This window comes from Segatella copri, assembly GCF_015074785.1.
GTDB lineage: Bacteria > Bacteroidota > Bacteroidia > Bacteroidales > Bacteroidaceae > Prevotella.
This window is the reverse complement of record NZ_CP042464.1, coordinates 1,542,827-1,566,728: the sequence shown is the minus strand read 5'-3', so window position 1 is coordinate 1,566,728 and position 23,902 is coordinate 1,542,827. Positions and strand designations below refer to the sequence as shown.

Here is a 23,902-nt window from a genome sequence, read left to right as displayed (position 1 = left end):
TAAAGCCGTAACTTTGCATATGTAAACTGGTTAAATTTCATAGCATGATGAAACAGCAAGTAAAACAAGTACCATACGGAGTGTCTGATTTCGCCACGGTGATGAGTCAGAATCTATATTATGTCGATAAGACGATGTTTTTGCCAGAGCTGGAGAAGCAGCCTCGCAATCTCTTCTTCATCCGTCCCCGGCGTTTTGGAAAGAGCATATTTCTTAGTATGCTCTACTCTTACTATGACTGTAACCAGAAGGAGAGTTTCGAAAAACTCTTCGGTAATTTGTGGATAGGCCAGCATCCTACATCCCTGCAAGGAATTTACCAGGTACTGTTCCTGGATTTTTCTCAAATTACAGGTAAGATAGAAGTTTTGGAGGAAAGATTCAACGCCTATCTCTGTATCAAGTTGGATAGTTTTGCAGAGCAGTATGCTGCATATTATGGTGATAAGAAGGTTCAGGAAATCAAAACAAAGACACAGTATGCTGATAAGATGCAGATAATCTTTGATGCAGCCAAGGCAAATCATTTTCAGCTTTATCTTATCATCGACGAGTATGATAATTTTACTAATGTAGTGCTCAATGAACATGGTGAGAAAGTGTATCATGCCATTACTCATGCCGATGGTTTCTATCGTGATGTCTTCAAGAAGTTCAAGGGAAACTTCGAGCGCATCTTCATGATGGGTGTCAGTCCTGTAACCCTGGATGATGTGACAAGTGGGTATAATGTGGGATGGAATATCTCTGTAAAGCCAGAGTTCGACGAGATGCTGGGCTTCTCTACCAAGGATGTAGTCGAGATGTTCACTTATTATAAGGAGATGGGAAGCATTCCTGCAGATAGCGATGTGGAAGCCATCGTCAACGATATGAAGCCTTGGTACGACAACTATTGCTTTGCAGAAGAAGCATTGAATAAGAGTGTCAGAATGTTTAATTGCGATATGGTGCTCTACTATCTTCGCAATTATATGGATTACGGACGCTCTCCTCGGCAGATGATAGACCCGAATACCAAGACCGATTATGGCAAGATGAAGAAACTCTTGCAATTCGATAAGTTGGATGGCGAGCGCAAGGGTATCATCCGTAAAATTGCGGAAGAGGGACAGATTGTTGCCCAGCTGGAGGAACAGTTCTCGGCCTATCAGATACCGAAGGCTGAAATCTTCCCAAGTTTGCTTTTTTATTATGGTATGTTGACTATCAAGGGTACACGTGGTTCTAAGTTGATTTTGGGCATTCCTAATAATAATGTTCGCAAGCAGTATTACGGATATTTGGAAGAAGAGTATCAGGCAAAGTCGTATGTGGATACCAACAGATTGACGGATTACTATTACGACATGGCTTATGAAGGAGTATGGGAGGAAGGACTGCGTTTCATGGCTGATGCCTACGCTAAGGTTTCTTCTGTGCGTGACGGAATAGAATCGGAGCGAAATCTGCAAGGTTTCTTTATGGCATACTTGAACCTCAACGATTATTACATCACGGCTCCCGAATTGGAGCTGAATCATGGCTATTGTGATTTCTTCCTGTTGCCTGATCATACCCATTATGCCAGTCAGCACAGCTATATCCTCGAACTCAAGGTTCTCTCCAGAAAAGAGTTTGATGAAGAGTTGAAGGATGTCTTGAAGGAAGATGGTTGCCCTATGAAGAAGTCGGAGAAGCAATGGTTGGATGCTGTGGAACAGATTAGGCGATATGCCGATGCTCCGAGGGTTGAGTCTCTTCGCCAGGGCACAACGCTTCATAAGATTATCATGCAGTTCAAGGGCTGGGAGTTGGCAAGGATAGAGGAAATAGAGTAAAAGATAGGGTTTATAACTCTATCTTTTATCATAAAATGCCCATTTATAACTCTATCTTTTATCACAAAACACCCATTTATATCTCTATCTTTTAACAAAGTTAACACAAAATAATTGCTTATCTCGCTAATAATCAGTATTTTTGCGCATAATCTTTTAAAGGATCAAAAAACTAAGAATATGGCTAGAGCAACAGGTTCAATCAATTATTTGGAGCATCGCACGCCCTTGAAGGACGAAAGCGGTAAGTATCAGATACATCCGATGTTCGTGAAACAGGATGTCGTTGACAGGGAGAAGATGGAGAAGCGTGTTCGCGATCATTGTGCGATGAACGTTTCGTCCTTTATCTCCGCATTGGAAACGCTGGAGGATGAGACGCTTTATGCCCTGGCGGATGGCAACGAGGTGAGGGTAGGCGATATGTTTATCGTCAAGCCTAAGCTGGGGATGGTGAAGCATAAGGACAAGAATGGAATCGAATGGAAAAGGACCTATCATGAGGGGGATCTGATTCCAGCCAATGAGGTGGATATCTGCGGCTTGGAAATTCAGCCCACGAAGGAGTTTCTGGAGAGGCTGAAGCGCCACTCTAATGGTTGCAGCCGACAGTATTGGAGTGTGAAATCTACTCCAAAAGAGGCGGATAAGGAGTTTGCTGATATTGTAGAGATTTGTCAGCAGCAGGGTTATATCACGGTGAAGGATATGATTCGTGAATTCGGTGTCACCCGCTATCACGCCAATAAGGTGTTGAATGACCTCTGTGAGGAACCGGCTGCCAGAATGTATGCTACCAAGGAAGGTCCAATAACGCTCTATCGTTTGTGGAAGAAGGAGTAACTAAGACGTAGTTGTTGAAACGGCTCTTTAGGTTGACGGAATCGGTTCCTTAACTTGAATGAAGTGTCTCTTCTCGTTGAATTAATCGTTTCCTTAACTTGAATGAAGCGTCTCTTCTCGTTGAAGGATGCGTATCCGAGAGTTAAAAGAAGCGTTTCCAGGAGTCAGAACAAGCGTCTTTTAGAGTACAAGCATATACCTTCTCAGACATTGCCACTAGGCTCAGTAGCTCTGCCGAGCCTAGTCAGCAGGTCTGCTGACTGCAGTCAGCACCTCTGCTGAGCCTAGTGACAACACTTTTTAGTCGTACAGCTATAACCTGTTTAGTTGTACAACAGTATACCCTTTAGTCGTACAACTATAACCTCTTTAGTCGTACAGCAATAACCTCTTTAGTTGTACAATCGTAAAATGATGATACTTCTATGAGATATATTGGGTGCTCTCATTCAATCCAAACATACAGCATCTTCCTTTTATAACGTTCGTTTGCTTTTGTTCTATTTCAACAAACGAAATGAGGAAAAGCAGCTTCTCCTAATTCTGGCTCATATTCAAAACCTTCGTAACTGAAGCCTGCCAGTTCCTCTGGAGTAAGAAGCTGATTATTCAAGATATATCTCACCATGGCTCCACGGCAAGATTTAGCCCATACAGCCTGCATCTTCAATCTGCCGTCTTTCTGGCGGACATAAAAGAGTGGCTGAATGACCTTTATCTCTTTACATACTCTCTTCCAATCAAACAGATGTTCATATTCCTCTGTAGAAAGATGGATGAGTATACCATCGTCAGCTTTCACACTATCGATGAGAACATCTGTCAGTTTGTCTTTCCAGAACTGATTGATAGGCTTGTCGTTTGTTGCTTCGAGCGATACGCAATGCTCCATACGATAAGGTACAATGCCATCCAACGGTCGAAGCAATCCATAAAGGAAGCAGGTAATCCAGAGATGTTTCTGGGCATACTCTAACGACTCCTCGCTCAAAGAACTGGCACGCAAATGTTTGTATGCCTGACCATTGTAAGCCAGGATAGCAGGCATCTTCTCTGCAGCCATAAAATCATGATATCGCTTCCAGTTCGTCATAGCAATCTTGCTGCTGCAATCAAGTTGCTTAGCCAATTCCTCTACATTCATCATTGCCATTTCTTTGGCCAAGTCATTGGCAACTGATTGGAATAGTGGCACGGAGATAGGCTTCCTGTCTGCCTTCTCAAACATGATTTTGGCATTTGCCAATAATATCTGCATAATAATCAATCTTTTGAATTGTACTTGCAAAGATAAGAAAAAATCAATATACAATGCTAAATAGCCAAGAAAAATCCCATAAAATTAAAATTTTTTATAAAACGAGCATTATATAGTACTTTTTCTTGTGTAATCTATAAATATTTGTTACCTTTGCGTGAAAAGAACAATATAATACACTACTTAGTATGGCGGTTAAATATGAGATTCGTCAAACAGTTTTCTCATACCTCTTTTACCTGTATGATTTATGAACAAAAAATATCAGTTTAAGACAATGAAGCAAGTAAACATTCAATATTACAATTCGCCTTGCGGAGAAATCATCTTGGCATCGATGGGTGACGAACTGTGCCTTTGTGATTGGAATGAAATGCCATGTGCAGAGCGCAATAAGCATCGGCTTTTGCGGTATATGAAGGCTGATTTCAAGATAGAAACATCCCCAATCCTGGATCAGACCAAAAAGCAATTGGATGAATATTTTGCCGGTAACCGCAAGATATTTGATATTCCGTTGCATCCTGTAGGAACTGATTTTCAGAAAAAAGTATGGCATGCATTGCTCGAAATACCCTATGGAGAGACAAGAAGCTATAAGGAAATAGCTATAAGTATAGGCAAACCTAACGGCATCAGAGCCGTGGCAAGTGCCATCGGAGCTAATGGCATCAGCATTTTCGTTCCCTGCCATCGAGTTATCGGAAGCAATCATTCCCTTACAGGTTTTGCCGGAGGATTGGACGCAAAGAGAAAGCTATTGGAGCTTGAAGCTGAATAAAACCAACATAAAATGGTGATTTATTATTAATTTAAATATCCGTAAAAACAAATTTTGATTAATTAATAGTTGTTTCTCTTACATTCTTAGTAAATATCATTACCTTTGCACCATGAAAACATTATTAGACGTTCATACACATACAATAGCATCAGGTCATGCCTTCAGCAGTTTGCAGGAAATGACCTTGACAGCAAAGGAGAAAGGGTTGGATATCTTGGGAATCACAGAGCACGGTCCCAATATCCCGGGTACCTGTGATCCTATCTATTTCAGAAACCTTCATTGTGTTCCACGCCAGCTCTATGGAATCAAACTGATGCTTGGAGCAGAACTCAACATCCTCAATACGAAGGGAGATATCGATCTCGACGAGGATTACTGGCGTATGCTGGATATCCGAATAGCAGGCATCCATAGCCTTTGCTGGCAGGGAGGAAGTAAGGAGGAGAATACGCAGGGTGTCATCAATGCCATGCGCAATCCCTTCGTGCAGATTATCTCTCATCCCGGCGATGGTACGGCAGAACTGGATTTCGAGGAACTCATGAAAGTTTCCAGGGAGACGCATACCTTGCTTGAAATCAACAACCATTCCATGGCTCCCATCCGCCACAAGACTGTGGCTGCTCCCAATAATCTGGAACTGCTGGAACTTGCCAAGAAGTATGAAACTCCAGTCATCTTCGGAAGTGATGCCCACTTCTCTGCGATGATTGCCGACTACAGCAACATTATGCCACTGGTAGAAAAAGCAGAGTTCCCGGATGAGCTGGTTCTCAACTATCAGCCAGAGAAATTCATGGCTTACCTCAAGCCAACCCCTGAAAAATAGGAAAATTTAGTTTCACATTTCAATTTACACGACTATGATTATAGAAGAAATCATCAAGTATAATGAAAACTTCGTAGCCAGTAAGGCTTACGAAAAGTATCTTACGAGTAAATATCCAGACAAGAAACTTGCCATTCTTTCCTGTATGGACACCCGCCTCACTGAGCTTCTGCCAGCAGCTTTAGGCCTGAAGAACGGAGATGCCAAGCTCATCAAGAACGCCGGTGGACTGGTTATCAGCCCTTTCGACTCAGCCATGCGTAGTCTCCTTGTAGCCATCTACGAATTGGGTGTAGAGGAAATCATGGTCATCGCCCACTCCAACTGCGGTGCATGCCACATGAACGGACAGCAGATGAAGAAATTGATGCTCAAACGTGGCATCCATCAGAATGTTATCGATACCATCGGGCTTTGCGGCATCGACCTCGACCATTGGCTGGAGGGATTCCACGACACAGAGGATTCTGTAAGGAATACCATCAATACGATCCGTACACACCCTCTCGTACCAAAAGACGTCAATCTTCATGGTTATATCATTGACTCACAGACGGGCAAACTGACAGAAGTGAAATAGAATAAAGGTATTATTTTAATTAAAACACATAACAGCAGTTTGTTGTACTTTCACCTTCCCTCTATGATGCTCTTTCCAAGAAAGTAACTTTCGTTACAGCCCCCACATATCATTCAGCATACTGATAGCTGATTCCGAGCGGAATACATGGTCGCGGAAGGTGATGATGCCTTCGGGAGCAAGGTGGGCTTCGAAGGAATTCACCAGGAAATCAGCTTCGAGCAGAATGCGGTGGTCGAGGCTGGTAACATCTTGATAAGTATGATGATGGGCAATGAGCCAGCAGATTCTTTCTATCTGTGCGGCTGTGAATCCATCTACTTCTGATAGTACTTTTCTTGCCTCGTCAGGACCCAGTTCTTCCTGGTGCTTGCCATCGCAGTTGCCGTATCTGGCTTCTGAAACGTGAATGCCTACATCGTGAAGAATGGCTGCTGCTTCGAGCACGAAGAGGTCTTCTCCGGTCATTCCCTCTGCTATCGCAATCATACGGGCAAAGTCGTGTACCTTTACGAAATGCTGGATGCGAGGCGCATCGCCACCATCGTACTTAATCATCGCCCTCATCAGTTGGGCGAGTATCAATTCCTTGTTTGTCATCATTTTATGTTTTTTTTAATCAATATTTATATCTGCTTAAGATGTTAATCGAAGAGTTTCTTCCAAATCCACAATACCGCTATGGCGCCAATGACGCAGAAGACGAAGTTGGTAAGATAACCCTTGCCAAACAATTCTATGTTCAGCAGATTGCTGATGATGGCGCCGGCATAACTGCCCACAATACCTATGAATAGGTTCATACAACATCCTTTGCCTTCGCCGCTCATGATGCGGTTGGCAATATAGCCAATGAAAATTCCAGTAAGGATTGGCCACGCTGTGAAATCTGCAATGTGTTCTAACATACTCTTTTTCCCACTTCGTTCGTTTTGTTCTTTATTGATGAATATAATCCAGAATCTGCTCTGCATGAATCTTGGTCTTAATCTCTTTAGGAGTGAAGATCTTCTCAATGACGCCTTCTTCGTTGACAAGATAGGTGGTGCGGAGGATGCCGATGGACTTTCTGCCGCAGGTTACCTTCTCGCCCCAGCAGCCGAGTTCCTGCAAAAGGGTGGTCTCGGTATCGGCAATAAGAGGGAACTGCAAACCCTTGGTTTCGGCAAACTTCTTCTGCAGCGCCTGCTTGTCCTTGCTCACGCCGATAATCTCATAACCGGCTGCTGCCAGTTCCTCCTTATGTGCCTGCAGGGAGCAGGCTTCGGCAGTGCATCCGCTGGTGTTAGCCTTCGGATAACTGTAGAGCACAATCTTGCGACCACGGTAGTCGCTTGCCTTTATCTCACGTCCGTCCTGGTCAATGCCAAGAATCTCTGGTATTTTATCTCCTACATTCATAATTCTATATTTATTTATTATACGTCTTGTTATGATGCAAAGATAATAAAAATAATGCGAACCGATGTGATTCTTATGATTTTTAACACAAATAATCGTTGTTTATCTTTCTACCTGGAAGTTTAAACGAATCTTTCTTTTGGATAAAAAAAAGAAAAATATAGGGAGGATATTTGGTAATATGCTGATATTTACTTACTTTTGTGTGATGAACGTTCATGGTATGAAACAGGGAGCGTGATACTAAACAGGTAAAAAAGGAAGAAAATGAAGAAGATATTTTTGTTTATATTATTCTGTCTTTCCGTATGCAGCATGTCGGCTTACGACTTTCTGCGAGCTGTGAAAGATGAGATTCCGGGAGGTTACAACTTCTGGGTTTATACGCCGGTAGATTATTTTTATTCGCAAGAACAGACACCGGTCATCATCTTTCTGCATGGTGCCAGTCTTTGCGGCAAGAATCTGAATAAGGTGAGAAGATACGGACCGCTTGATGCCATCGTCAAGGGGCGCGATATCGATGCGCTGACCATCGTTCCGCAGAATCCGGGAGGAGCCTGGAATCCGAAGAAAATCATGGATATGCTCGACTGGGTGAAAAAGAATTACCCATGCGATTCTAATAGGGTTTATGTCTTGGGTATGAGTTTGGGCGGTTATGGCACCATGGATGTCTGTGCTACTTATCCCGATAGGATAGCTGCCGGCATGGCGCTGTGTGGCGGCTGTTCGTATAAGGATGTGAGTGGATTGGGCAATTTGCCTTTCTGGATTATCCATGGCACAGCAGATAGGGCAGTACCGGTCAAGCAATCGAAGGTTGTGGTTGATAAACTTGTGAAGGATGGCAAGGATACCCGATTGATATACGACTGGTGGAAGGGTGCCAATCACGGTACCCCTGCCCGCGTGTTTTATCTGAAGAAAACCTATCAGTGGCTCTTCTCTCACAGCCTTTCAGATAAGGACAGACCCGTGAACCGCAACATAAGTATTACGATGAGTGATCTGGGCAGAGCATATGGTGATGTGAACAGAAATGCCCCTCAGCCTGAACTCATCGATGGTCCGAGTGTGATCAAGCAAGAGGGAAATGAATATTAAGGAATCAGGTGAACAGTTCTGCTACCTTCTCCAGCCAATTCTTATCAATATCATCGAAGGTGCTGAGGTGTTCGCTGTCAATATCCAGTACGGCAAAAAAAATGAAAAACTGTCATTTTCATAGAAATATTTCTATCCTTTCAATCTTTTTTCGTACTTTTGCACCATCAATTAAAATAAAGAAAATCCAGTTTTTTAAATGAAGTAAGAAAATGGCTGATAAAGATATGAAATGGAAGACGCTCTCGCAGAAGTATCTGATAGAGAAGCCTTGGCTCACGGCACGAGTGGATAAGGTGGAATTGCCTACGGGAGCCATTATCGATGAATATTACGTGCTGGAATATCCCGATTGGGTGAACACCATTGCCATCACGAAGGACGGAATGTTCGTATTTGTGCGCCAGTATCGCTATGCGATAGGTAAGACGGTGAATGAACTCTGCGCAGGAGTGATAGAGAAGGGCGAGGACCCGATGGCGGCTGCCAAGCGAGAGCTGATGGAAGAGACTGGATTCGGAGGCGGAAACTGGCAGAAGTGGATGACGATTTCGGCTAATCCGAGCACTCATACCAATCTTACCCATTGCTATCTGGCTACGGATGTGGAGCGCATGGATGTTCAGCATCTAGACCAGGCTGAGGATATCGAGATTCGCCTCTTCTCAAGAGAAGAAGTGATGGAAATGCTGGAGAAGGGAGAAATCTGGCAAAGCCTGATGGCGGCTCCGCTATGGAAGTATTTTGCGAAAGCAAAGTAAGCTGCAGGGCTTCATTCATAAAAGCCAAGTAAACAGCAGACAATAGACTGTAAGCAATAGATATTAAACAATAAACATTATAAAGATGGTAATAGATTTCGAAAAGATTGCTGAGGCTCATTTGGAGGGCTTCAAGGGTGGACAGGGTAAACTCGACACCCGTAACTATGTGGATGACAAGGTGAAGATTATGTATTCTACCTTGCGTCCGGGTGCATCAACTGGTCTTCATACTCACGAGGGCAACTGCGAGATTATCTATGTGGTAAGCGGCACTGCTACTTTCCATTATGATGATACCGTGGAGGAGGTTCGACAGGGACAGGTGCATTATTGCCCTATGAACCATGCTCATTATATGGAGAACCTCACCGACCATGATCTGGTGTATCTCGCCATTGTGCCTGAGCATCATTAATATCCCTGAAGTATCAGGGAAAACCATATCATATTCCTCCTGAGGAAAATGTAAAAAGAAAGTCCAACTCGGATGTCTCTCTCTGAAAGGCTCCAAGCTGGACTTTCGTCATTTTTATCTCTTTCTCTTGTATTGCTATGCTAATCTGTGTTTATCTAAAAGTCAGCTGCGGATTAGAGTTTCTCGCAGAACTCGATTTTCTCCTTGTTAGGACCCTCGATGGTGAAGAACTTTACACCATTCTCCCAGAAAGGAAGACCATTTACCTGCTGATCCAACATTTTGAATGTTCCGGCTTCCTTCACAACCTGGAAGAGATCGTCTATGTTCTTTACATCGATGGCGATGTGGTCAACGGCTCCATATTCCATCTTAGCCTGATGGTTCTGATAGGTCTCGATGATGAGATTGTGGAGCTGGAGGAAGGCTACTTCCTCGGTGCCGTTTACTGTGCGGAGGGCAGTCTCGAAGCCCAGGGCATGATAAAACTCAATGGTCTTGTTGATGTCGTTGGTAGGAATGCCGATGTGCTGCACGCCTGTTGTAAAATCTTTAATCTTCATAATGAATTTGTGTTTAGATGATTGTTATGATAAAACTTTCTGTGTTTTTTGAAGATTTAGAAGCGGATGATTTCTGCTCCAATCTGGAAATAACTCTGGTTGCTCTGCGGATTCCACATGCCCTTGGCGTAAACCGGAATGGTGTAGTTGCCGAGCTTGAGGTCGTGGGTGGCTTGCAGCGATACGTGAACGATGCCTGCCGTGGTTCCGAAGAAGTGGGCATCCTCGCCAGCTCTGTTCAGGGCGAAGGCTCCACCTACTCCTGCATCAACCTTCCAGCCATCCTTCTGGTAGATAGGGTATTCCGCATAGGCGAAGGTGGAATATTTCTGCTCGGTATTGTCGCTGTTGCGGTCGCGTCCGAATACTACCGTTGACCAGCTTAGGAGCAGTGGAAACTTCTCGTCCTGGAACCGGTAACTCAATGTAGCATCGAGGAATCGGCCGGTGGTATGGGCAGAATAGTTCCAGTATTCCTTATTATTATAGGTGGCACCAGGGGAGAAGTTGTAGGTGTCCCACAGGGCGAATCCCCAACCGCCAGCCTTCAGATTCAGATAATGGTTAAACTCCTTGTAGGAGCCTTCCGAGTTGCAGCCTCCCCAAAGTCCCACGGTAACGTGGTCGTTGACCATCGTATAGCTCAGGTCGGTGAGGAGGACGATGCCGTCGGAAACTTCCATGCCACGCCACAGATGATTGTTCTGCACGTTGGCTTTCAGATGGAGCTGTGCCTGGGCGTTTCCCAGGCAAGCAGCCATCATCAAAACAATAACTACAATTCTTTTCATGGTTTTACTACAAAATAAACTAATAAACCTAATTAACTATGAACCTTATAAACGTTAACTAATTACTTAAACCATATATTACTGATAATTATAATTTGCATATAATTTGGGCAAATAAGGGCTTATCTTGTAAATTCCTTTGGCAAGATCGGCATGGCTCCGTTCTGTGTACAGACGAATGCCGAAACCTTTACTGCCAATTCATGAGCTTCCTTTACGCTCTTACCCTTCAAGATGCTTGCCACGAATGCGCCTGTGAATGAATCACCGGCACCCACTGTGTCTGCCACTTCTACCTTCGGTGTCTCTATAAACGAAACTTCGCCAGGGGTGAATACGTAGCTGCCGTTTACACCGCAGGTAAGGATGAGCATCTTCAGATTGTACTTGCCCAAGAGGAGCCAGCATTTGTTCTCCAGGTCGATGCCCGGATAGCCGAAGATGCGGCTTACGGTAATCAATTCCTCATCATTGATCTTGAGGATGTTGCATCGCTTGATGCTCTCGGTGATAATTTCCTTATTATAGAATCCCTGACGGAGATTGATGTCGAAGATTTTGAGGATTCCTTCTTCCTTTGGCATGTTATCGAGGAAGCGGTAGATGGTGTTACGGGAAACCTCGTTGCGTTGAGCTAGCGAACCGAAGCAGGCTGCGGTGCAATTCTTTGCCAACTTCTCCAGGGCTGACGTGTAGGGGATGTTGTCCCAGGCTGCTCCCTCTTTGATGTCGTAACAAGGAATGCCGTTGGCATCGAGCGAAACCTGAACGGTGCCTGTAGGGTAGGCTACCTTGTCTATCTGATAGTTGAGATGGTGATCGTTGAGTTCCTTCTCCAGCTCCTTGCCCAGCTCATCATCGCCCATTGCACTAACTGCACAGCTCTCGAGTCCGAACTGCGAAACGTGGTAAGCAAAGTTGGCTGGAGCACCACCTAGCTTCTTTCCTTCTGGAAGCACATCGAAGAGTGCCTCACCGATACCTATTACTGATTGTTTCTTTTCCATTGTCATTTTTACTTTAAGAATGTTAGAGATGTTACTTGATTTCTGTTGCAAAGGTAGCATTTTTCAGCTACCTTCGCAAAGAAAAATCATCTAAACTTTCTGCAAACGTTCCCGCAATCGTTTCCAATTTCTGCAATCGTTTGCAGTATATTTCTTCTCTTCTATCTCTTTACTTCTTCTCTCCAGGTTTCTGTTCGAAATCGATGAGAACCTTCATGCTTGTTTCGCGATGAGCGTCGATAAACTTGTAGGCATCATCGTATTCTTCGAAGGCAAAACGGTTGCTTACGAGTGGCTTGAGGTTGACGATGCCCTTGCTTACGTAATCGATGGCTGTGAGATAATCTTCGTGGCGATACATCATTGAACCGATGAGTCTCAACTCATGTTCGCCCAGATAGAACATGCTGAGGGCTGGGTCCTTGGCAAAGACTGCCACAACCACGATGTCGCTACCTTTCTCGATGGTCTCCATCAGCGAACGGATGGAAACTTCTACACCTGCTACCTCGAAACCTACCTGATAGCCTTCCTCACCGAAGAGTTCCTGGGCTGCCTCCTTCAAGGTCTTCTTGGTGATGTTGAGGGTGTGCTTGATGCCGCATTCGCGAGCCTTAGCCAGGCGAAGGTCGCTTACATCGGTAATGAGTACATTCTTGGCGCCACGGGCAATGCAGAACTGGGCTATGAGGTTGCCGATGGTTCCTGCACCGCTCACTACTACATTCTTACCCTTTACGTCGGTGCGGTTGCTGGCATGGGCACCAACGGCTGAAGGCTCAATCATGGCACCATAGTCAAGGCTCATGCCTTCCGGCAACTTAGCCACGCGGTCGTCATCTACAACAAAGAAATCCTGTGCAGCACCGTCTGCCTGGAAAGCCTGAACACGCAGGTGCTCACAAACATTATACTGTCCGCGCTTGCAAGGGTTGCACTTGCCGCAAACCAACTGTGGGCGAGCGGTGATATGGTCGCCAGGCTTGCAGACGGTAACTTCGCTGCCTACAGCCATAACCACTCCTGAGTACTCATGTCCCTGAACCACTGGGTAGAAGGTGGCTGGGTGAAGACCGTGGTAAGAGTGAATCTCGCTACCGCAGATGCCGATGCGCTTGATGTTGACGAGAACCTGATGAGCAGTTAAGTCTGCTGCCTTTGGTTCTGCTACTTCCTTGAATTCGATATGCTTTGGTTCTACCAATATTGCCTGTCTCATAATTATAATGTTTTGAAATTGTTATTGTTATGTTGGTGGGATAAAAGATCCCGGTTTATCTTTATTTCTTTTTGTTTTCCAAATCTTCCATAATCTGCTTGTATTGCTTCTTGTTGAGCTTGTAGAAGCAGAGGCATCCTGCGGTGATAATCCACAATACTCCAGGAATGGTGCTGAAGGCGTGGTGCATGATGCTTAATACTTCTGGATTCTGCATGGCGTTGCTTACGTATCCTGCATTGCCCAGAGCAATGGCGAGAAGCGATGTGCCGAGTGCCATTCCTATCTTGTTGCCCAGCGAGATGAAGGCGTATTGGAATCCGTCGTTTCTGATGCCCGTCTTCCACTCGCCATACTCCACACAGTCGGGGATGATGGCATAGATGGCTGTATTGAAGCCTGAGAAGAAGAACCACGACAAAGCTGAGAACAGATAGAACATGATGGCGCTGCCGTTAGGGCTGAAGAAGTACAGACCTATCATCGTAATACCGGTGAGGAAAGCGAAGATGGCTGCCGTGAAACCCTTGTTGCCCGTTTTTCTGAATACCAGAGGGAAGCAGGCTGCACCTATGATGCTTGGCACGATGATAGCCATGGAATAGTAGGAGAAGAGCGTTGCCGAACCTTCTACATAAGTAAAATAGTAGAGCATGTCGGCGTTGCGTCCGTAATGGATGAAACCGAAGAGCAACTGTCCTAAGAGGGCGAGCAGATAGGGCTTGTTCTTCATCACGGAGCGAAGCTGCACCTTTAGAGGGAGCTTCTGTCCCACAGGAACTTCTACCACTTCCTTGGTCTTGTGGAAGCAGAACAGATGGCAGGCAGCGAAGATGATGCCGTAGAGTACAGCCACAGCCAGATAACCATATTTGGTATCGCCTGCGCCAAACCAGCTGATGAGCGGAACGGTTACGATGTTGATTACTCCGATGGCCATCATGGCGCTCACCGAACGGCTGGTGTTGAGCTTGGCTCTCTCATCAATGTCTTGTGTCATGGCTCCGCAGAGTGTGCCGTAAGGCAGGTTCACGCAGGTATATCCCAACACCAGGATGCAGTAGGTTACTGCCATATAGATAATCTTGGCGGTCTGGCTCCATTCCGGATGGGCCCAGAAAGTGAGTATCAGTACCAGTGCCGTGATAGGAGCTCCGAAGAGCAGCCATGGGCGGAATCGTCCCCATCGGGTGTGGGTCTTATCGGTAAGTGTGCCGATGATGGGGTCGTTGATGGCATCCCAGAATCGGGAAACAAGCATCAGGGTTGCTACGGCACTCATGCTGATTCCGAACACATCGGTATAGAATATCATAAGGAAGTTGCCCACGAACATCCAACTGAAGTTGCAGCCCACATCGCCCATGCCATAGGCGAGCTTACTGATGAAGGGAACCTTTCCCTGCGAATTGTTCTCTAGCGAATTGTTCGCTTGAAATTTAGAATCTTGTTCCATATTCTTTTTTCTTAGGTTTGATTGTGATACTTAATGTTGTTTATTCTTTGTTTTGCGAAGGAATGGAGCGATTAGAAAAATCGTTTTTCCTTTTCACGCTGCAAAGATAGAACGATTTTGCTGGAAAATCAAGAAAAAAAACGACTCTTTTTTCGCAACCGTTCCCGCAACCGTTCCCATTTTTCGCAACCGTTCCCAAAAAGATTTCTCTGTTTTTTGTTGTTGCTTTCATGGAAAATAAGTATCTTTGCAGGCACATTCAACAAGAAAGAAAAAGAGATATGGCAAAATATGTAACCATTATGGATATTGCAAGGGAACTGGGGATTTCCAAGTCCACCGTTTCCCGTGCTCTTTCGGGAGATACGGGTAATGTGAAGGCGGAAACCTTGCAGAAGATATTGGCGACTGCCGAGCGGATGGGCTATCATCGCAACGAACTGGCTGTGAACTTTCGCCAGCAGAGTACTCACAACATCGGCATCATCATCCCCGAAATCGTTACAACGTTCTATATGACCTTTATCAATGATGCTCAAGCCATCCTGCGCAAGCAGGGATATAAGGTGATGATTGCCATCTCTAACGAGAATCCTGAGCAGGAGAGAGAGAATATTCTGATGATGGAGCAACTGCGTGTGGATGGCATCCTGATGAGTGCATGCGATAAGGAGCATAATGTGGACCTATATAATAAGGTGATAGAAAGGGGCATTCCCATCGTGTTTTTCGATAGAACGGTGGAGAAGGTAAAGGCTTCACAGGTGCACATGGACGATTATATCATGTCGTTTTTCATGGTGGAGGCTTTGTTGCGCAAGGGGTATAAGCATATTATTCATATTCCGGGACCTGCTTATATCCGAAACAGCTATGAACGATTGAGGGGCTATCGGGATGCGCTGGAAAAGTTTCACATAGAGTATCAGGCGCAAGATGTCTTGTCGCCAGCCTTGTCGGCTGAAGAGGGTAGTTGGGTGATGGATCGTTTCTTGGAGAAGAATGTGCCCTTTGATGCGGTCTTTGGCTTTACGGAGACTGCTGTGTTGGGAGCCAAGAGTGCTATCCAGAAGCGTGGCTTGCGCATTCCGGAGGATGTGGCGCTCTGCTGCATGTCGGGTACAGCCTTGGCTACCTTGGTTCATCCTCAGTTGACGGTAGTGGAGCAGCCTATTGAGAAAATGGCGCAGGAAAGTTGCCGACTGCTGCTGGAGCATATTGCCGATGGTTATAGAAGGATAGAGGAAATAGCATTGAGAGGTGAAACCGTGATAAGGGAATCTACTTAATAAAGGTATCGACTTCTGGAATCTGCATAAAAGAAACGGGTGTATCATCTATATTATTGAATGATACACCCGTTTCCTATCTCGTTATCTTAAGCATTTAAACTTAATCTGTCTCCTTATCCTAAGCTTCCTCTTCCTCTTCTTCATTCTCCAGCAAGTCGGTGCCGAGATGAGTGGTCTGTTCACGCTTCAATCGATCGCGCACCTCCTTAGGCTTGGTGGCGTAGGTAATCATTCGGATAGAATCGTTATAGCTTACGTACTTCCAGAGCCAGTTGAGCATTACCATCATCTTGTTCTTTACGCCAAGGATAGAACGGAGGTGAACTACCAGCCACAATACCCAGGCAAAGAAGCCCTGGCTGTGGAACTTGCCAAGTTCTACCACTGCCTTGTTTCTTCCGATGGTAGCCATAGAACCCAGGTTCTTGTAGCGGAAAGGCTTGAGCTGGGAATCAGTGGCTCCCTCGGCAATCTTCTGGATATTCTTAGCCAGGAGTGCTGCCTGCTGAATGGCTACCTGCGCCAACTGTGGATGACCGCCAGGATAAACTGGGTCTGTGGTCTGGATACACTGGTCGCCGATAGCGAAGAGACCGTCCATGCCAGGGATGCGGTTGAATTCATCTACTACGATTCGGAAACCACGGCCCAGATGGTCGCCATCGATACCTGTGATAGGCTGTGCCTTTACACCGGATACCCAGAGGAAGGTGCGGGTAGGAATCTCCTGACCATCCTTCATCAGAACCTTGTGGTCCTTGTAGTCGGTTACCATTTTGCCAAACTGTACATCCACACCCATACTGGTAAGGAATTCGTATGCTTTCTTAGAAGAGTCCTGTGACATTCCGGCGAGCAGTCTGTCGCCAGCTTCCAGGAGATAGATGTGCATCAGAGATGAGTCCATATCAGGATAATCATAAGGAATCACGTAGCGCTTCATTTCTGAGAGGGCTCCGGCAATCTCCACACCTGTGGCACCACCGCCCACAATGACCACGTTCAGGAGTTCCTGGCGCTCCTCTTCTGTGGCACAGGTCAATGCACGCTCCAGGTTACTCAGCACAGCGTTGCGCAATCCCATTGCCTCTGAAACGGTCTTCATCGGAATCGCCCACTTCTCGATGTTGGCATTGCCATAGAAATTGGTAGTGGTTCCTGCTGCGAACACCAGGTAATCGTACTCAATCTTACCGATGGAAGTCTGCAGAATCTTCTTGTCTGGGAATACGGCTCTCGCTTCTGCCATGCGGAAGTAGAAGTTCTTGCGCTTGCGGAAAATCTGGCGGAAAGGGAAGGAGATGGAACTTGGGTCGATACCTGCCGAAGCTATCTGATAGATAAGCGGAGGGAACTGATGGAAATTGTTCTTATCGATCAACACCACCTGCAGGTTTGAATTGCAGAGGTCTTCTGCCAAACGAAGACCACCGAGTCCGCCACCTACGATAACTACTCTCTTCAACTGATTTCTCTTGATATTAATGCTCATAACTACTGCTGTTTTTACATATTAATTACATATATTTGCTGAAAATTCTGTTCTCTATAAGGCGTAATGCCTGGTTCTTGCTGAAAATTCGACTGCAAAGGTACAACTTTTTGATGATGTGGCAAAGGAAGATGAGTAGAAAAAGATGAATTATTCTGCAATTTGATGAATCACATAGGTAACCACGCCCCAAATCATGAATCGGTTGGTTTCATCTACCCGGATAGGAGAGAAGTTCTTGTTCCATGGAATGAGCCAGCCGAAGGTGCCGCTCTCATCCATCTTGAACTGCTTGATGGTGAATTCGCCATCTACGAAGGCGATGACGAAATTGCCGTTTGAGGGTTCTATCTGCCGGTCAACTACAGCGAGATCACCGTCCAGAATGCCTGCATCCTGCATGCTGTCGCCAGATATGCGCACGTAGAAGGTGGCCTCACGATGGCGAACCAGAATATCGTTGAGGTCTATCTCTCCCTCCATATAGTCTTGTGCCGGCGAAGGGAAGCCTGCTTTTACGCTTTGCTCTGCCAGCGGAATAGGCGTCTTGGCTCCGAATTCCGCAGGGTGAAATGTCAGTTTTATCTTGTTATCGTTATTCTTATTCATCTTGTATTTCTTAATTTATGGAGCTCATTTTTAAAATGGGCTTATTCTGTTTTAGAATGGGCTTATTCTGCCTCTCATTGAGTATTTACTTTCAGAATATCATGGATGTTCGTGGTAAACTGCTTCGACATGTACTCGCGTTTCAGGTCGAATCGGCAGTCTGTTCCTTGTATGGCCTGGCGTATGGTGCCATAACCATTCTTCCGGTTGATGGCGTCGATAGCCTCCATCAGCTTTTTTTGCTTGCTTCGGTCGATGGGGTCGAAGAGGTCTTGCTGGCGAGGATGGTCGGGTGAGATTTGCCACAGGATAACGCCAGCTTTCTTGAAGTGACACGACATGTCGGGGCGATCGGGCCTGCTGTCTGCCATCGGTTTCGGGTATTTAGCCCGGAGAATGCTGAGGGCAGCACCTACTATTTCTTCCTGTGCATTAGTGGCGATGGGCAGGGTAAGGGAATCGTGGATGGTGTATTCAGGCACATGCTCGTTAAAACGGGAAGTCCATGCGAACACTGTGATGCCCTGACATACGCTACCTTGTCTCCTTAATTTTTCTGTACAACGTACAGCGAAATTAGCCACGGCTTCTTCTATCACATTTTTGTCGGTAATGCCCTCGTTGGCAAAACTCCTGCTGGTGCAGATGCTCTTCTTCTGTGGCAATTCCTCGATGCTGATGCAGCTTTCGCCATTCAGTTCTTTCCATGTTCTTAGGGTGGTGATATTGAAATGGCTGCGGACCCAACTTTCTTTCTTGTCGGCAAACTGAGCGGCGGTCCTGATGCCCATATAATCGAGCTTTCGGGCTATCTGTCTGCCTATTCCCCATATATCTTCTATGGGGAAGAGAGACAGCGCCTTGTGTCTCCGTTCATCCGTGTCGATGAGGCAGCAGCCTTGGAAGCCCTTGTATTTCTTGGCGAATTTAGAGCCGATTTTCGCCAATGTCTTCGTTTCTGCAATGCCTACGGATATCGGGATTCCAACAGCCCGAAGTACATCTGCCGATATTTTGGAGCCATAGCGATGGAGCAGGCTATCGGGCTTTTCTGATGGCTCGTCTATTGTCATTTTATTGAACAAAGTAGGATGGTCTTCCGCATGCTCCCGAAAGAAAACTTTCGCAATTGATTCGTCTGCCTCGAAGAAACTCTCATCAATAGAGTATTGGTCGATGCGTGGGGAATAATGGGATAGCATCGACATCACGCGGTTGGAGAGCGAACCGTAGAGCGTATAGTTGCTGGAGAAGATAGCCACTCCTTCAGCCTCCAGTTTTTCCTTCACCTGATAGAACGGGTCGCCCATCTTATAGCCCAATGCCTTGGCTTCTTCAGAGCGTGCGATGACGCACCCGTCATTGTTGCTCAATACAACCACGGGCTTTCCTGTCAGGTCGGGGCGAAACACTCGCTCGCACGAACAGTAGAAGTTGTTGCAGTCTGCCAGTCCTATCATATCTTATCATTAACACCTCTTGTTATCACCAGAAATCCTGGTATGATGTGCAAAAATACAAAAAATAATCCGAAAAAGATAGTTTTTCATTCAAGTTTTTTGTCGTTTCGTAATTTATTCTTACCTTTGTGGTCATAAGCTGGTATTGAAACATCATAAAACTGAACGATATGAATGATAAGAATAACATGTTGGCATTGAGCCAGGAGCGTTTTTCGGCTCGCAAGTTTACTCCAGAGGCAGTTAGCCAGGAGGAACTGGACTATATCATGGAGTGTGTGCGACTGGCACCATCAGCAGTGAACAGGCAGCCTTGGCGCTGGCTCATTGTGCGCTCAGAAAAGGCGAAGAAGAAACTGCAGGATTGCTACGACCGCGAATGGTTCAAGACGGCTCCTATGTATATTATAGGTATGAAAAACGTGAATGAGAACTGGGTGCGCAGATATGATGAGAAACCGCATGGCGATATTGATGTGGCGATAGCGGCAGAGCATCTCTGTCTGGCTGCCACCGAAAAGGGACTGGGTACCTGCTGGGTCTGCAATTACGATACGGCGAAGATGCAGCAGTTCTTTCCGCGTGAGGGCTATGAGGCGGTGGTCGTCATCCCTGTAGGTCATATTGCCGAAGACTGTCCACGCGCTGAGAAAAAGCGTAAGGAGATGAGCGAAATCACGGAAGAAATCTAGATCTGAATATAAGAAGAAATCTAGTTCTGGTATAAAAACTGGTATAAAACGAAGCTGTATGGAAATGAACGAAGAATCCATCCTGGCATGGAATATCATAGAAAAGACAAGTGCCAACCTCTTCCTTACCGGAAAGGCGGGCACAGGTAAGACGACCTTTCTCAAGCGATTGAAAGAACAGTCGCCAAAACGAATGATTGTGCTTGCTCCTACGGGCATTGCAGCCATCAACGCCGGAGGAATGACCATCCATTCGTTCTTCCAGCTTCCCTTCTCGCCATACGTGCCGGGCACGACCTTTGGCAGCGGCGAACAGAAACGCTATCAGTTCAGCAAGCTCAAGCGCAATATCATCCGCAGTATCGACCTGCTCGTTATCGACGAAATCAGTATGGTGCGCAGCGATCTGCTCGATGCTGTAGATTCTGTGCTTCGCCAGTATCGCAAGCGCCACGATTTGCCTTTCGGTGGTGTGCAGCTCCTGATGATAGGCGATTTGCAGCAGCTGGCACCCGTGGTTACGCCACAGGAAGAGCATCTTTTAGGGCAGCATTATGATACTCCTTTCTTCTTCAGCAGCAACGCTCTGAAGCAGGTGGGTTATCTCACCATCGAACTTAAAAAGGTGTACAGGCAGCAGGATGAACAGTTTATCTCGCTGCTCAACCAGATTAGGGAGAACAAGGCTTCTGAAGCTACGCTGCAGGCTCTGAACCAGCGCTATATTCCAAATTTTGTACCACCTAAGGAGGGCAATTATATCCGGCTTACCACCCATAATGCACCTGCCCAGTATATCAACGAACAGCAGCTTGCTGCCTTGCCTGCGCAGTCATTTTCTTTTACAGCAGATATAGAGGGCGATTTCCCTGAAACATCTTATCCGGCCGATTTCAAGCTCACATTGAAGCCGGGAGCACAGGTGATGTTCATCAAGAACGACCCGCAGCACCGTTTTTATAATGGTATGATAGGCGAGGTAATAGGGGTTAGGACCGATGAAGACGGCAGCAAGATTACCGTTCGCAGTAAGGATTCGGACGAGGAGTTTGACCTGGAGAAAATGGAGTGGACCAATGCGAAATATACGCTGAACGAGAAAACCAAGGAGATAGAGGAGACGGTGGAAGGAAAATTCATGCAGTATCCTCTGCGTCTGGCGTGGGCAATAACTATCCACAAGAGTCAGGGACTTACTTTCGAACATGCCATCATCGATGCTTCTCATTCTTTTACCCATGGTCAGACCTATGTGGCGCTGAGCCGCTGCAAGACTTTGGAGGGTATGGTGCTCAGCGAACCGCTTTCTCGCGGAGCCATTATCAGCAGTCAGACGGTGGATGCATTCACCAGCCAGCTTGCTGCGCCTAGTCAGGAGCAAATCAGCAGTCTGGAGCTGCAATACATCATTTATTGCATCAGCGAACTCTTCGATTTTTATTCCATCAGAGCCAGCTATGAGCATCTGATGCGTTGCCTGGTAGAGTTTTTTAATGGTAAATATCCGCGCGTGGTAAGCGAGTATCAGAAGCTGCAGGTGGTGTTGAAGAGTCTGATAGCCGTGTCGGATAAATTCCGTGTGCAGTATACGGGTATGCTTGCCCGAAATCCTGATGTAAGACAGGATGAGCTGCAAGACCGTATTCATAAGGGAGCTATGTATTTTCTTGACAAAATCGGCATTCTGAGTGATTTAATCAGAAAGTCGAATCTTGATACAGACAACAAGGTGGCTAGGAAACAGTTTGAAGACCGCTTCTCTGTTTTCTCAGAGGATGTAAAATTAAAAGAACGGCTTTTGAAGTATGAATGTAGTGCAGAATTCACGGTAACAGATTATCTGAAAAAGAAGGCGCAGTTCTTGCTGTTGGATGCAGATGCCTCATCAGATAGCGGTTCGGGCAGAAAGTCAAGGAGACAGAAGAAACCGAATGAACCGAAGATGCCGAAAGTCGCTTCGAAGGAGGTAAGTTATGATTTCTATATGCAGGGAATGACGGTAGATCAGATTGCTGCTAAGCGGGGTTATACCAAAGGTACCATTATTGGTCATCTTACTCCTTATGTGAAAGAAGGAAAGATTGGACTGCGGGCGCTGATTTCAAGTGCCCATGAAAAGAAAATCCGTGATTTCATGAAGGCTCATCCTGAATTGGAGCATTTTAGCGAAATAAAGGAAGCTTTGGGAGCTGGTATTGAATATTACGAAATCAAACTGGTTCATGATTTGATGGAGGGGGAATAAAGCATTCTTTCACCATATTATAATAATAGCCGTAACTATATTTGCAGTAGTTACGGCTATTTTTTTTAAAAATATCTAGAGTTGGCTCACAGCCTCTTCCAGCTGCTGCAAAGCCTGTTTGATAATACTTCTTGGGGCAGCCACATTCAATCGCATGAATCCTTCTCCGCCAGGACCGAACATCTCTCCATCATTCAATGCCAGATGCGCCTTGTCGATGAATAGGTCGAGAAGTGCATCGTGAGAAAGATGCAGATCACGGCAGTTGAGCCATACGAGGAAGGAAGCCTGTGGACGCAACGGACGAATGCCCGGAATATGCTCGCGGCAGTAATCCTCTACGAATCGGATATTGTCCTCAATATAGGCAAGCATCTTCTTTCTCCATTCCTCACCCTTGCGGAAAGCGGCGATGGTGGCGATTGGAGCGAAGAGGGTTGGCTCATCCAGTTCGTTGGCACTCAGCCAAGGATAGAATTTCCTGCGAATTTCTTCGTTTGGAATAATGGCGTAGCTGCTCACAATTCCAGCTATATTGAAGGTCTTGGAAGGAGCCTGGAAGGTGATGCTGATGTTGCGTGCCTTGTCTGAAACCGAAGCAAACGGGATGTGCTTGTGTCCGAAGAGCGCCATATCCGCGTGAATCTCATCGCTGATAACGAGCAGATGGTGCTCATAGCAGAAGTCGGCAAGCTGCTGCAGAGTTTCCTTGCTCCAGGTAATACCGCCCGGATTATGGGGATTGCAGAGAATGAGAATCTTGCATTTCTCATCGCAAACCTTCTCGAGGTTTTCGAAATCCATCTCGTAATATCCGTCTTCCCTCATCTTCAGCGGATTGAAGACCACCTCTCTGCCATTACCCTCTGGGGTGAGGCGGAATGGGTGATAAACGGGAGGCTGGATGATGACTTTTTCGTCAGGCTGGGTGAAGACATTCACCACGAGTCCGATGCCTTTAACAATACCAGGAATGAATCTTATCCACTCTCGCTTCACATCCCACTGGTGGTGGTCGCGAACCCAGTCGATGATGCTAGGTAGGTAATCTTCCGGCTCCATCGTGTAGCCGAAAAGAGAGTGTTCCAGACGTGCCTTGAGGGCATCTGTAATGAAAGAAGGGGTCTCGAAATCCATATCAGCTACCCAGAGTGGCAGCAAATCATCTCGCCCCCAACGAGGCAACAGGGCGCCATGCTTCAGGTCGTCGCTGCCCGAACGGTCTATGACTTTATCGAAATTGTACATTTTACTTTGAACTTTGAACATTGA

General features: G+C 45.9%; 26 protein-coding genes. 12 read left to right on the top strand and 14 right to left on the bottom strand.

Annotated features, from left to right (window positions below; genetic code table 11):
* Positions 1-47 precede the first annotated feature (47 nt).
* On the top strand, positions 48-1,820 hold the full coding sequence (locus tag FO447_RS06975; RefSeq protein WP_200758491.1) for an ATP-binding protein: 1,773 nt from the start codon (positions 48-50) through the stop codon (positions 1,818-1,820).
* Between the two features lie 180 nt (positions 1,821-2,000).
* Positions 2,001-2,663 carry a hypothetical protein gene (locus tag FO447_RS06970; protein ID WP_117727869.1) on the top strand — a complete coding sequence of 221 codons (663 nt, stop codon included), beginning with the start codon at positions 2,001-2,003 and terminating at the stop codon, positions 2,661-2,663.
* A gap of 505 nt (positions 2,664-3,168) precedes the next feature.
* Here the strand turns inward: FO447_RS06970 and FO447_RS06965 are convergent.
* Positions 3,169-3,921: a YaaA family protein gene (locus tag FO447_RS06965; RefSeq protein ID WP_117692292.1), complete on the bottom strand. Its 753-nt coding sequence runs from the start codon at positions 3,919-3,921 to the stop codon at positions 3,169-3,171.
* A 277-nt stretch (positions 3,922-4,198) separates the two neighbouring features.
* Here FO447_RS06965 and FO447_RS06960 point away from each other — a divergent pair, with 277 nt between their 5' ends.
* The 3 genes from FO447_RS06960 to FO447_RS06950 all read left to right on the top strand — a co-directional run bounded on the left by FO447_RS06960 (position 4,199) and on the right by FO447_RS06950 (position 6,117).
* A complete protein-coding gene (locus tag FO447_RS06960) occupies positions 4,199-4,702 on the top strand; it encodes a methylated-DNA--[protein]-cysteine S-methyltransferase (protein ID WP_200758233.1) in 504 nt (167 codons plus the stop codon).
* Between the two features lie 112 nt (positions 4,703-4,814).
* Entirely contained in the window at positions 4,815-5,537 is a 723-nt protein-coding gene (locus FO447_RS06955; RefSeq protein WP_117727866.1) for a phosphatase, read from the top strand.
* 37 nt (positions 5,538-5,574) lie between these two features.
* Positions 5,575-6,117, top strand: coding sequence for a beta-class carbonic anhydrase (locus FO447_RS06950; RefSeq protein WP_117587733.1), 543 nt, complete (start codon positions 5,575-5,577; stop codon positions 6,115-6,117).
* 93 nt (positions 6,118-6,210) lie between these two features.
* Here FO447_RS06950 and FO447_RS06945 read toward each other — a convergent pair whose 3' ends face one another.
* Genes FO447_RS06945 through FO447_RS06935 form a run of 3 tightly spaced genes read right to left on the bottom strand, consistent with a single transcriptional unit; the run spans position 6,211 to position 7,518 of the window.
* Positions 6,211-6,720: an HD domain-containing protein gene (locus FO447_RS06945; RefSeq protein WP_234699084.1), complete on the bottom strand. Its 510-nt coding sequence runs from the start codon at positions 6,718-6,720 to the stop codon at positions 6,211-6,213.
* A 41-nt stretch (positions 6,721-6,761) separates the two neighbouring features.
* Complete coding sequence (locus FO447_RS06940; RefSeq protein ID WP_022120864.1) at positions 6,762-7,025, bottom strand: GlsB/YeaQ/YmgE family stress response membrane protein; 264 nt, start codon at positions 7,023-7,025, stop codon at positions 6,762-6,764.
* Between the two features lie 31 nt (positions 7,026-7,056).
* Positions 7,057-7,518 (bottom strand): peroxiredoxin, encoded by a 462-nt coding sequence (locus FO447_RS06935; RefSeq protein ID WP_118139131.1) that lies wholly within the window; start codon positions 7,516-7,518, stop codon positions 7,057-7,059.
* A 267-nt stretch (positions 7,519-7,785) separates the two neighbouring features.
* On the opposite strand from FO447_RS06935, the gene FO447_RS06930 reads away from it, so the two are divergent.
* The 4 genes from FO447_RS06930 (at position 7,786) to FO447_RS06920 (ending at position 9,804) form a co-directional block, all read left to right on the top strand.
* Entirely contained in the window at positions 7,786-8,625 is an 840-nt protein-coding gene (locus tag FO447_RS06930) for a phospholipase (protein ID WP_418330390.1), read from the top strand.
* Entirely contained in the window at positions 8,615-8,749 is a 135-nt protein-coding gene (locus FO447_RS16200) for a hypothetical protein (protein ID WP_254954897.1), read from the top strand. Before FO447_RS06930 ends, FO447_RS16200 begins: the two co-directional genes overlap by 11 nt.
* A gap of 88 nt (positions 8,750-8,837) precedes the next feature.
* Entirely contained in the window at positions 8,838-9,386 is a 549-nt protein-coding gene (locus FO447_RS06925) for an NUDIX hydrolase (RefSeq protein ID WP_117727862.1), read from the top strand.
* Positions 9,387-9,471: 85 nt separating this feature from the next.
* The gene (locus FO447_RS06920; RefSeq protein ID WP_022122055.1) at positions 9,472-9,804 is read left to right on the top strand and encodes a cupin domain-containing protein; all 333 of its coding nucleotides are present in this window, start codon (positions 9,472-9,474) and stop codon (positions 9,802-9,804) included.
* Positions 9,805-9,977: 173 nt separating this feature from the next.
* Here FO447_RS06920 and FO447_RS06915 read toward each other — a convergent pair whose 3' ends face one another.
* From FO447_RS06915 to FO447_RS06890, 6 genes are all read right to left on the bottom strand, one after another.
* On the bottom strand, positions 9,978-10,367 hold the full coding sequence (locus tag FO447_RS06915) for a VOC family protein (protein WP_117692306.1): 390 nt from the start codon (positions 10,365-10,367) through the stop codon (positions 9,978-9,980).
* 56 nt (positions 10,368-10,423) lie between these two features.
* Positions 10,424-11,158, bottom strand: a complete 735-nt coding sequence (locus FO447_RS06910) for a hypothetical protein (protein ID WP_200758231.1) — start codon at positions 11,156-11,158, stop codon at positions 10,424-10,426.
* Between the two features lie 122 nt (positions 11,159-11,280).
* Complete coding sequence (locus FO447_RS06905; protein ID WP_200758229.1) at positions 11,281-12,165, bottom strand: carbohydrate kinase family protein; 885 nt, start codon at positions 12,163-12,165, stop codon at positions 11,281-11,283.
* 169 nt (positions 12,166-12,334) lie between these two features.
* Positions 12,335-13,384 (bottom strand): zinc-dependent alcohol dehydrogenase, encoded by a 1,050-nt coding sequence (locus tag FO447_RS06900; RefSeq protein WP_117663466.1) that lies wholly within the window; start codon positions 13,382-13,384, stop codon positions 12,335-12,337.
* Between the two features lie 61 nt (positions 13,385-13,445).
* Complete coding sequence (locus FO447_RS06895; RefSeq protein ID WP_200758227.1) at positions 13,446-14,840, bottom strand: MFS transporter; 1,395 nt, start codon at positions 14,838-14,840, stop codon at positions 13,446-13,448.
* Positions 14,841-14,880: 40 nt separating this feature from the next.
* A complete protein-coding gene (locus FO447_RS06890; protein ID WP_118417067.1) occupies positions 14,881-15,072 on the bottom strand; it encodes a hypothetical protein in 192 nt (63 codons plus the stop codon).
* Between the two features lie 49 nt (positions 15,073-15,121).
* On the opposite strand from FO447_RS06890, the gene FO447_RS06885 reads away from it, so the two are divergent.
* The gene (locus FO447_RS06885; RefSeq protein ID WP_200758225.1) at positions 15,122-16,129 is read left to right on the top strand and encodes a LacI family DNA-binding transcriptional regulator; all 1,008 of its coding nucleotides are present in this window, start codon (positions 15,122-15,124) and stop codon (positions 16,127-16,129) included.
* A 121-nt stretch (positions 16,130-16,250) separates the two neighbouring features.
* On the opposite strand, the gene FO447_RS06880 is transcribed toward FO447_RS06885, so the two are convergent.
* From FO447_RS06880 to FO447_RS06870, 3 genes are all read right to left on the bottom strand, one after another.
* Positions 16,251-17,624: an NAD(P)/FAD-dependent oxidoreductase gene (locus FO447_RS06880; RefSeq protein WP_200758222.1), complete on the bottom strand. Its 1,374-nt coding sequence runs from the start codon at positions 17,622-17,624 to the stop codon at positions 16,251-16,253.
* A 150-nt stretch (positions 17,625-17,774) separates the two neighbouring features.
* Complete coding sequence (locus tag FO447_RS06875) at positions 17,775-18,233, bottom strand: LexA family protein (RefSeq protein ID WP_181993570.1); 459 nt, start codon at positions 18,231-18,233, stop codon at positions 17,775-17,777.
* Between the two features lie 74 nt (positions 18,234-18,307).
* Positions 18,308-19,693, bottom strand: a complete 1,386-nt coding sequence (locus FO447_RS06870; RefSeq protein ID WP_118063826.1) for a Y-family DNA polymerase — start codon at positions 19,691-19,693, stop codon at positions 18,308-18,310.
* Between the two features lie 170 nt (positions 19,694-19,863).
* On the opposite strand from FO447_RS06870, the gene FO447_RS06865 reads away from it, so the two are divergent.
* Both FO447_RS06865 and FO447_RS06860 read left to right on the top strand, forming a co-directional pair.
* Positions 19,864-20,385, top strand: coding sequence for a nitroreductase family protein (locus FO447_RS06865; protein ID WP_118063827.1), 522 nt, complete (start codon positions 19,864-19,866; stop codon positions 20,383-20,385).
* A gap of 58 nt (positions 20,386-20,443) precedes the next feature.
* Entirely contained in the window at positions 20,444-22,630 is a 2,187-nt protein-coding gene (locus FO447_RS06860; protein ID WP_200758220.1) for a helix-turn-helix domain-containing protein, read from the top strand.
* A gap of 75 nt (positions 22,631-22,705) precedes the next feature.
* Here the strand turns inward: FO447_RS06860 and FO447_RS06855 are convergent, their stop codons facing one another.
* On the bottom strand, positions 22,706-23,878 hold the full coding sequence (locus FO447_RS06855) for a MalY/PatB family protein (protein ID WP_234699083.1): 1,173 nt from the start codon (positions 23,876-23,878) through the stop codon (positions 22,706-22,708).
* Between the last annotated feature and the right edge of the window lie 24 nt (positions 23,879-23,902).

What these genes read in the sequence shown, in the direction of transcription:
- FO447_RS06910 (WP_200758231.1), bottom strand. Translation starts at nt 11,158, where the DNA reads ATGAAAAGAATTGTAGTTATTGTTTTGATGATGGCTGCTTGCCTGGGA.
- FO447_RS06860 (WP_200758220.1), top strand. Translation starts at nt 20,444, where the DNA reads ATGGAAATGAACGAAGAATCCATCCTGGCATGGAATATCATAGAAAAG.
- FO447_RS06955 (WP_117727866.1), top strand. Translation starts at nt 4,815, where the DNA reads ATGAAAACATTATTAGACGTTCATACACATACAATAGCATCAGGTCAT.
- FO447_RS06915 (WP_117692306.1), bottom strand. Translation starts at nt 10,367, where the DNA reads ATGAAGATTAAAGATTTTACAACAGGCGTGCAGCACATCGGCATTCCT.
- FO447_RS06905 (WP_200758229.1), bottom strand. Translation starts at nt 12,165, where the DNA reads ATGGAAAAGAAACAATCAGTAATAGGTATCGGTGAGGCACTCTTCGAT.
- FO447_RS06885 (WP_200758225.1), top strand. Translation starts at nt 15,122, where the DNA reads ATGGCAAAATATGTAACCATTATGGATATTGCAAGGGAACTGGGGATT.
- FO447_RS06890 (WP_118417067.1), bottom strand. Translation starts at nt 15,072, where the DNA reads ATGAAAGCAACAACAAAAAACAGAGAAATCTTTTTGGGAACGGTTGCG.
- FO447_RS16200 (WP_254954897.1), top strand. Translation starts at nt 8,615, where the DNA reads ATGAATATTAAGGAATCAGGTGAACAGTTCTGCTACCTTCTCCAGCCA.
- FO447_RS06900 (WP_117663466.1), bottom strand. Translation starts at nt 13,384, where the DNA reads ATGAGACAGGCAATATTGGTAGAACCAAAGCATATCGAATTCAAGGAA.
- FO447_RS06930 (WP_418330390.1), top strand. Translation starts at nt 7,786, where the DNA reads ATGAAGAAGATATTTTTGTTTATATTATTCTGTCTTTCCGTATGCAGC.
- FO447_RS06855 (WP_234699083.1), bottom strand. Translation starts at nt 23,878, where the DNA reads ATGTACAATTTCGATAAAGTCATAGACCGTTCGGGCAGCGACGACCTG.
- FO447_RS06940 (WP_022120864.1), bottom strand. Translation starts at nt 7,025, where the DNA reads ATGTTAGAACACATTGCAGATTTCACAGCGTGGCCAATCCTTACTGGA.
- FO447_RS06945 (WP_234699084.1), bottom strand. Translation starts at nt 6,720, where the DNA reads ATGATGACAAACAAGGAATTGATACTCGCCCAACTGATGAGGGCGATG.
- FO447_RS06975 (WP_200758491.1), top strand. Translation starts at nt 48, where the DNA reads ATGAAACAGCAAGTAAAACAAGTACCATACGGAGTGTCTGATTTCGCC.
- FO447_RS06895 (WP_200758227.1), bottom strand. Translation starts at nt 14,840, where the DNA reads ATGGAACAAGATTCTAAATTTCAAGCGAACAATTCGCTAGAGAACAAT.
- FO447_RS06870 (WP_118063826.1), bottom strand. Translation starts at nt 19,693, where the DNA reads ATGATAGGACTGGCAGACTGCAACAACTTCTACTGTTCGTGCGAGCGA.
- FO447_RS06875 (WP_181993570.1), bottom strand. Translation starts at nt 18,233, where the DNA reads ATGAATAAGAATAACGATAACAAGATAAAACTGACATTTCACCCTGCG.
- FO447_RS06960 (WP_200758233.1), top strand. Translation starts at nt 4,199, where the DNA reads ATGAAGCAAGTAAACATTCAATATTACAATTCGCCTTGCGGAGAAATC.
- FO447_RS06865 (WP_118063827.1), top strand. Translation starts at nt 19,864, where the DNA reads ATGAATGATAAGAATAACATGTTGGCATTGAGCCAGGAGCGTTTTTCG.
- FO447_RS06925 (WP_117727862.1), top strand. Translation starts at nt 8,838, where the DNA reads ATGGCTGATAAAGATATGAAATGGAAGACGCTCTCGCAGAAGTATCTG.
- FO447_RS06970 (WP_117727869.1), top strand. Translation starts at nt 2,001, where the DNA reads ATGGCTAGAGCAACAGGTTCAATCAATTATTTGGAGCATCGCACGCCC.
- FO447_RS06920 (WP_022122055.1), top strand. Translation starts at nt 9,472, where the DNA reads ATGGTAATAGATTTCGAAAAGATTGCTGAGGCTCATTTGGAGGGCTTC.
- FO447_RS06880 (WP_200758222.1), bottom strand. Translation starts at nt 17,624, where the DNA reads ATGAGCATTAATATCAAGAGAAATCAGTTGAAGAGAGTAGTTATCGTA.
- FO447_RS06935 (WP_118139131.1), bottom strand. Translation starts at nt 7,518, where the DNA reads ATGAATGTAGGAGATAAAATACCAGAGATTCTTGGCATTGACCAGGAC.
- FO447_RS06965 (WP_117692292.1), bottom strand. Translation starts at nt 3,921, where the DNA reads ATGCAGATATTATTGGCAAATGCCAAAATCATGTTTGAGAAGGCAGAC.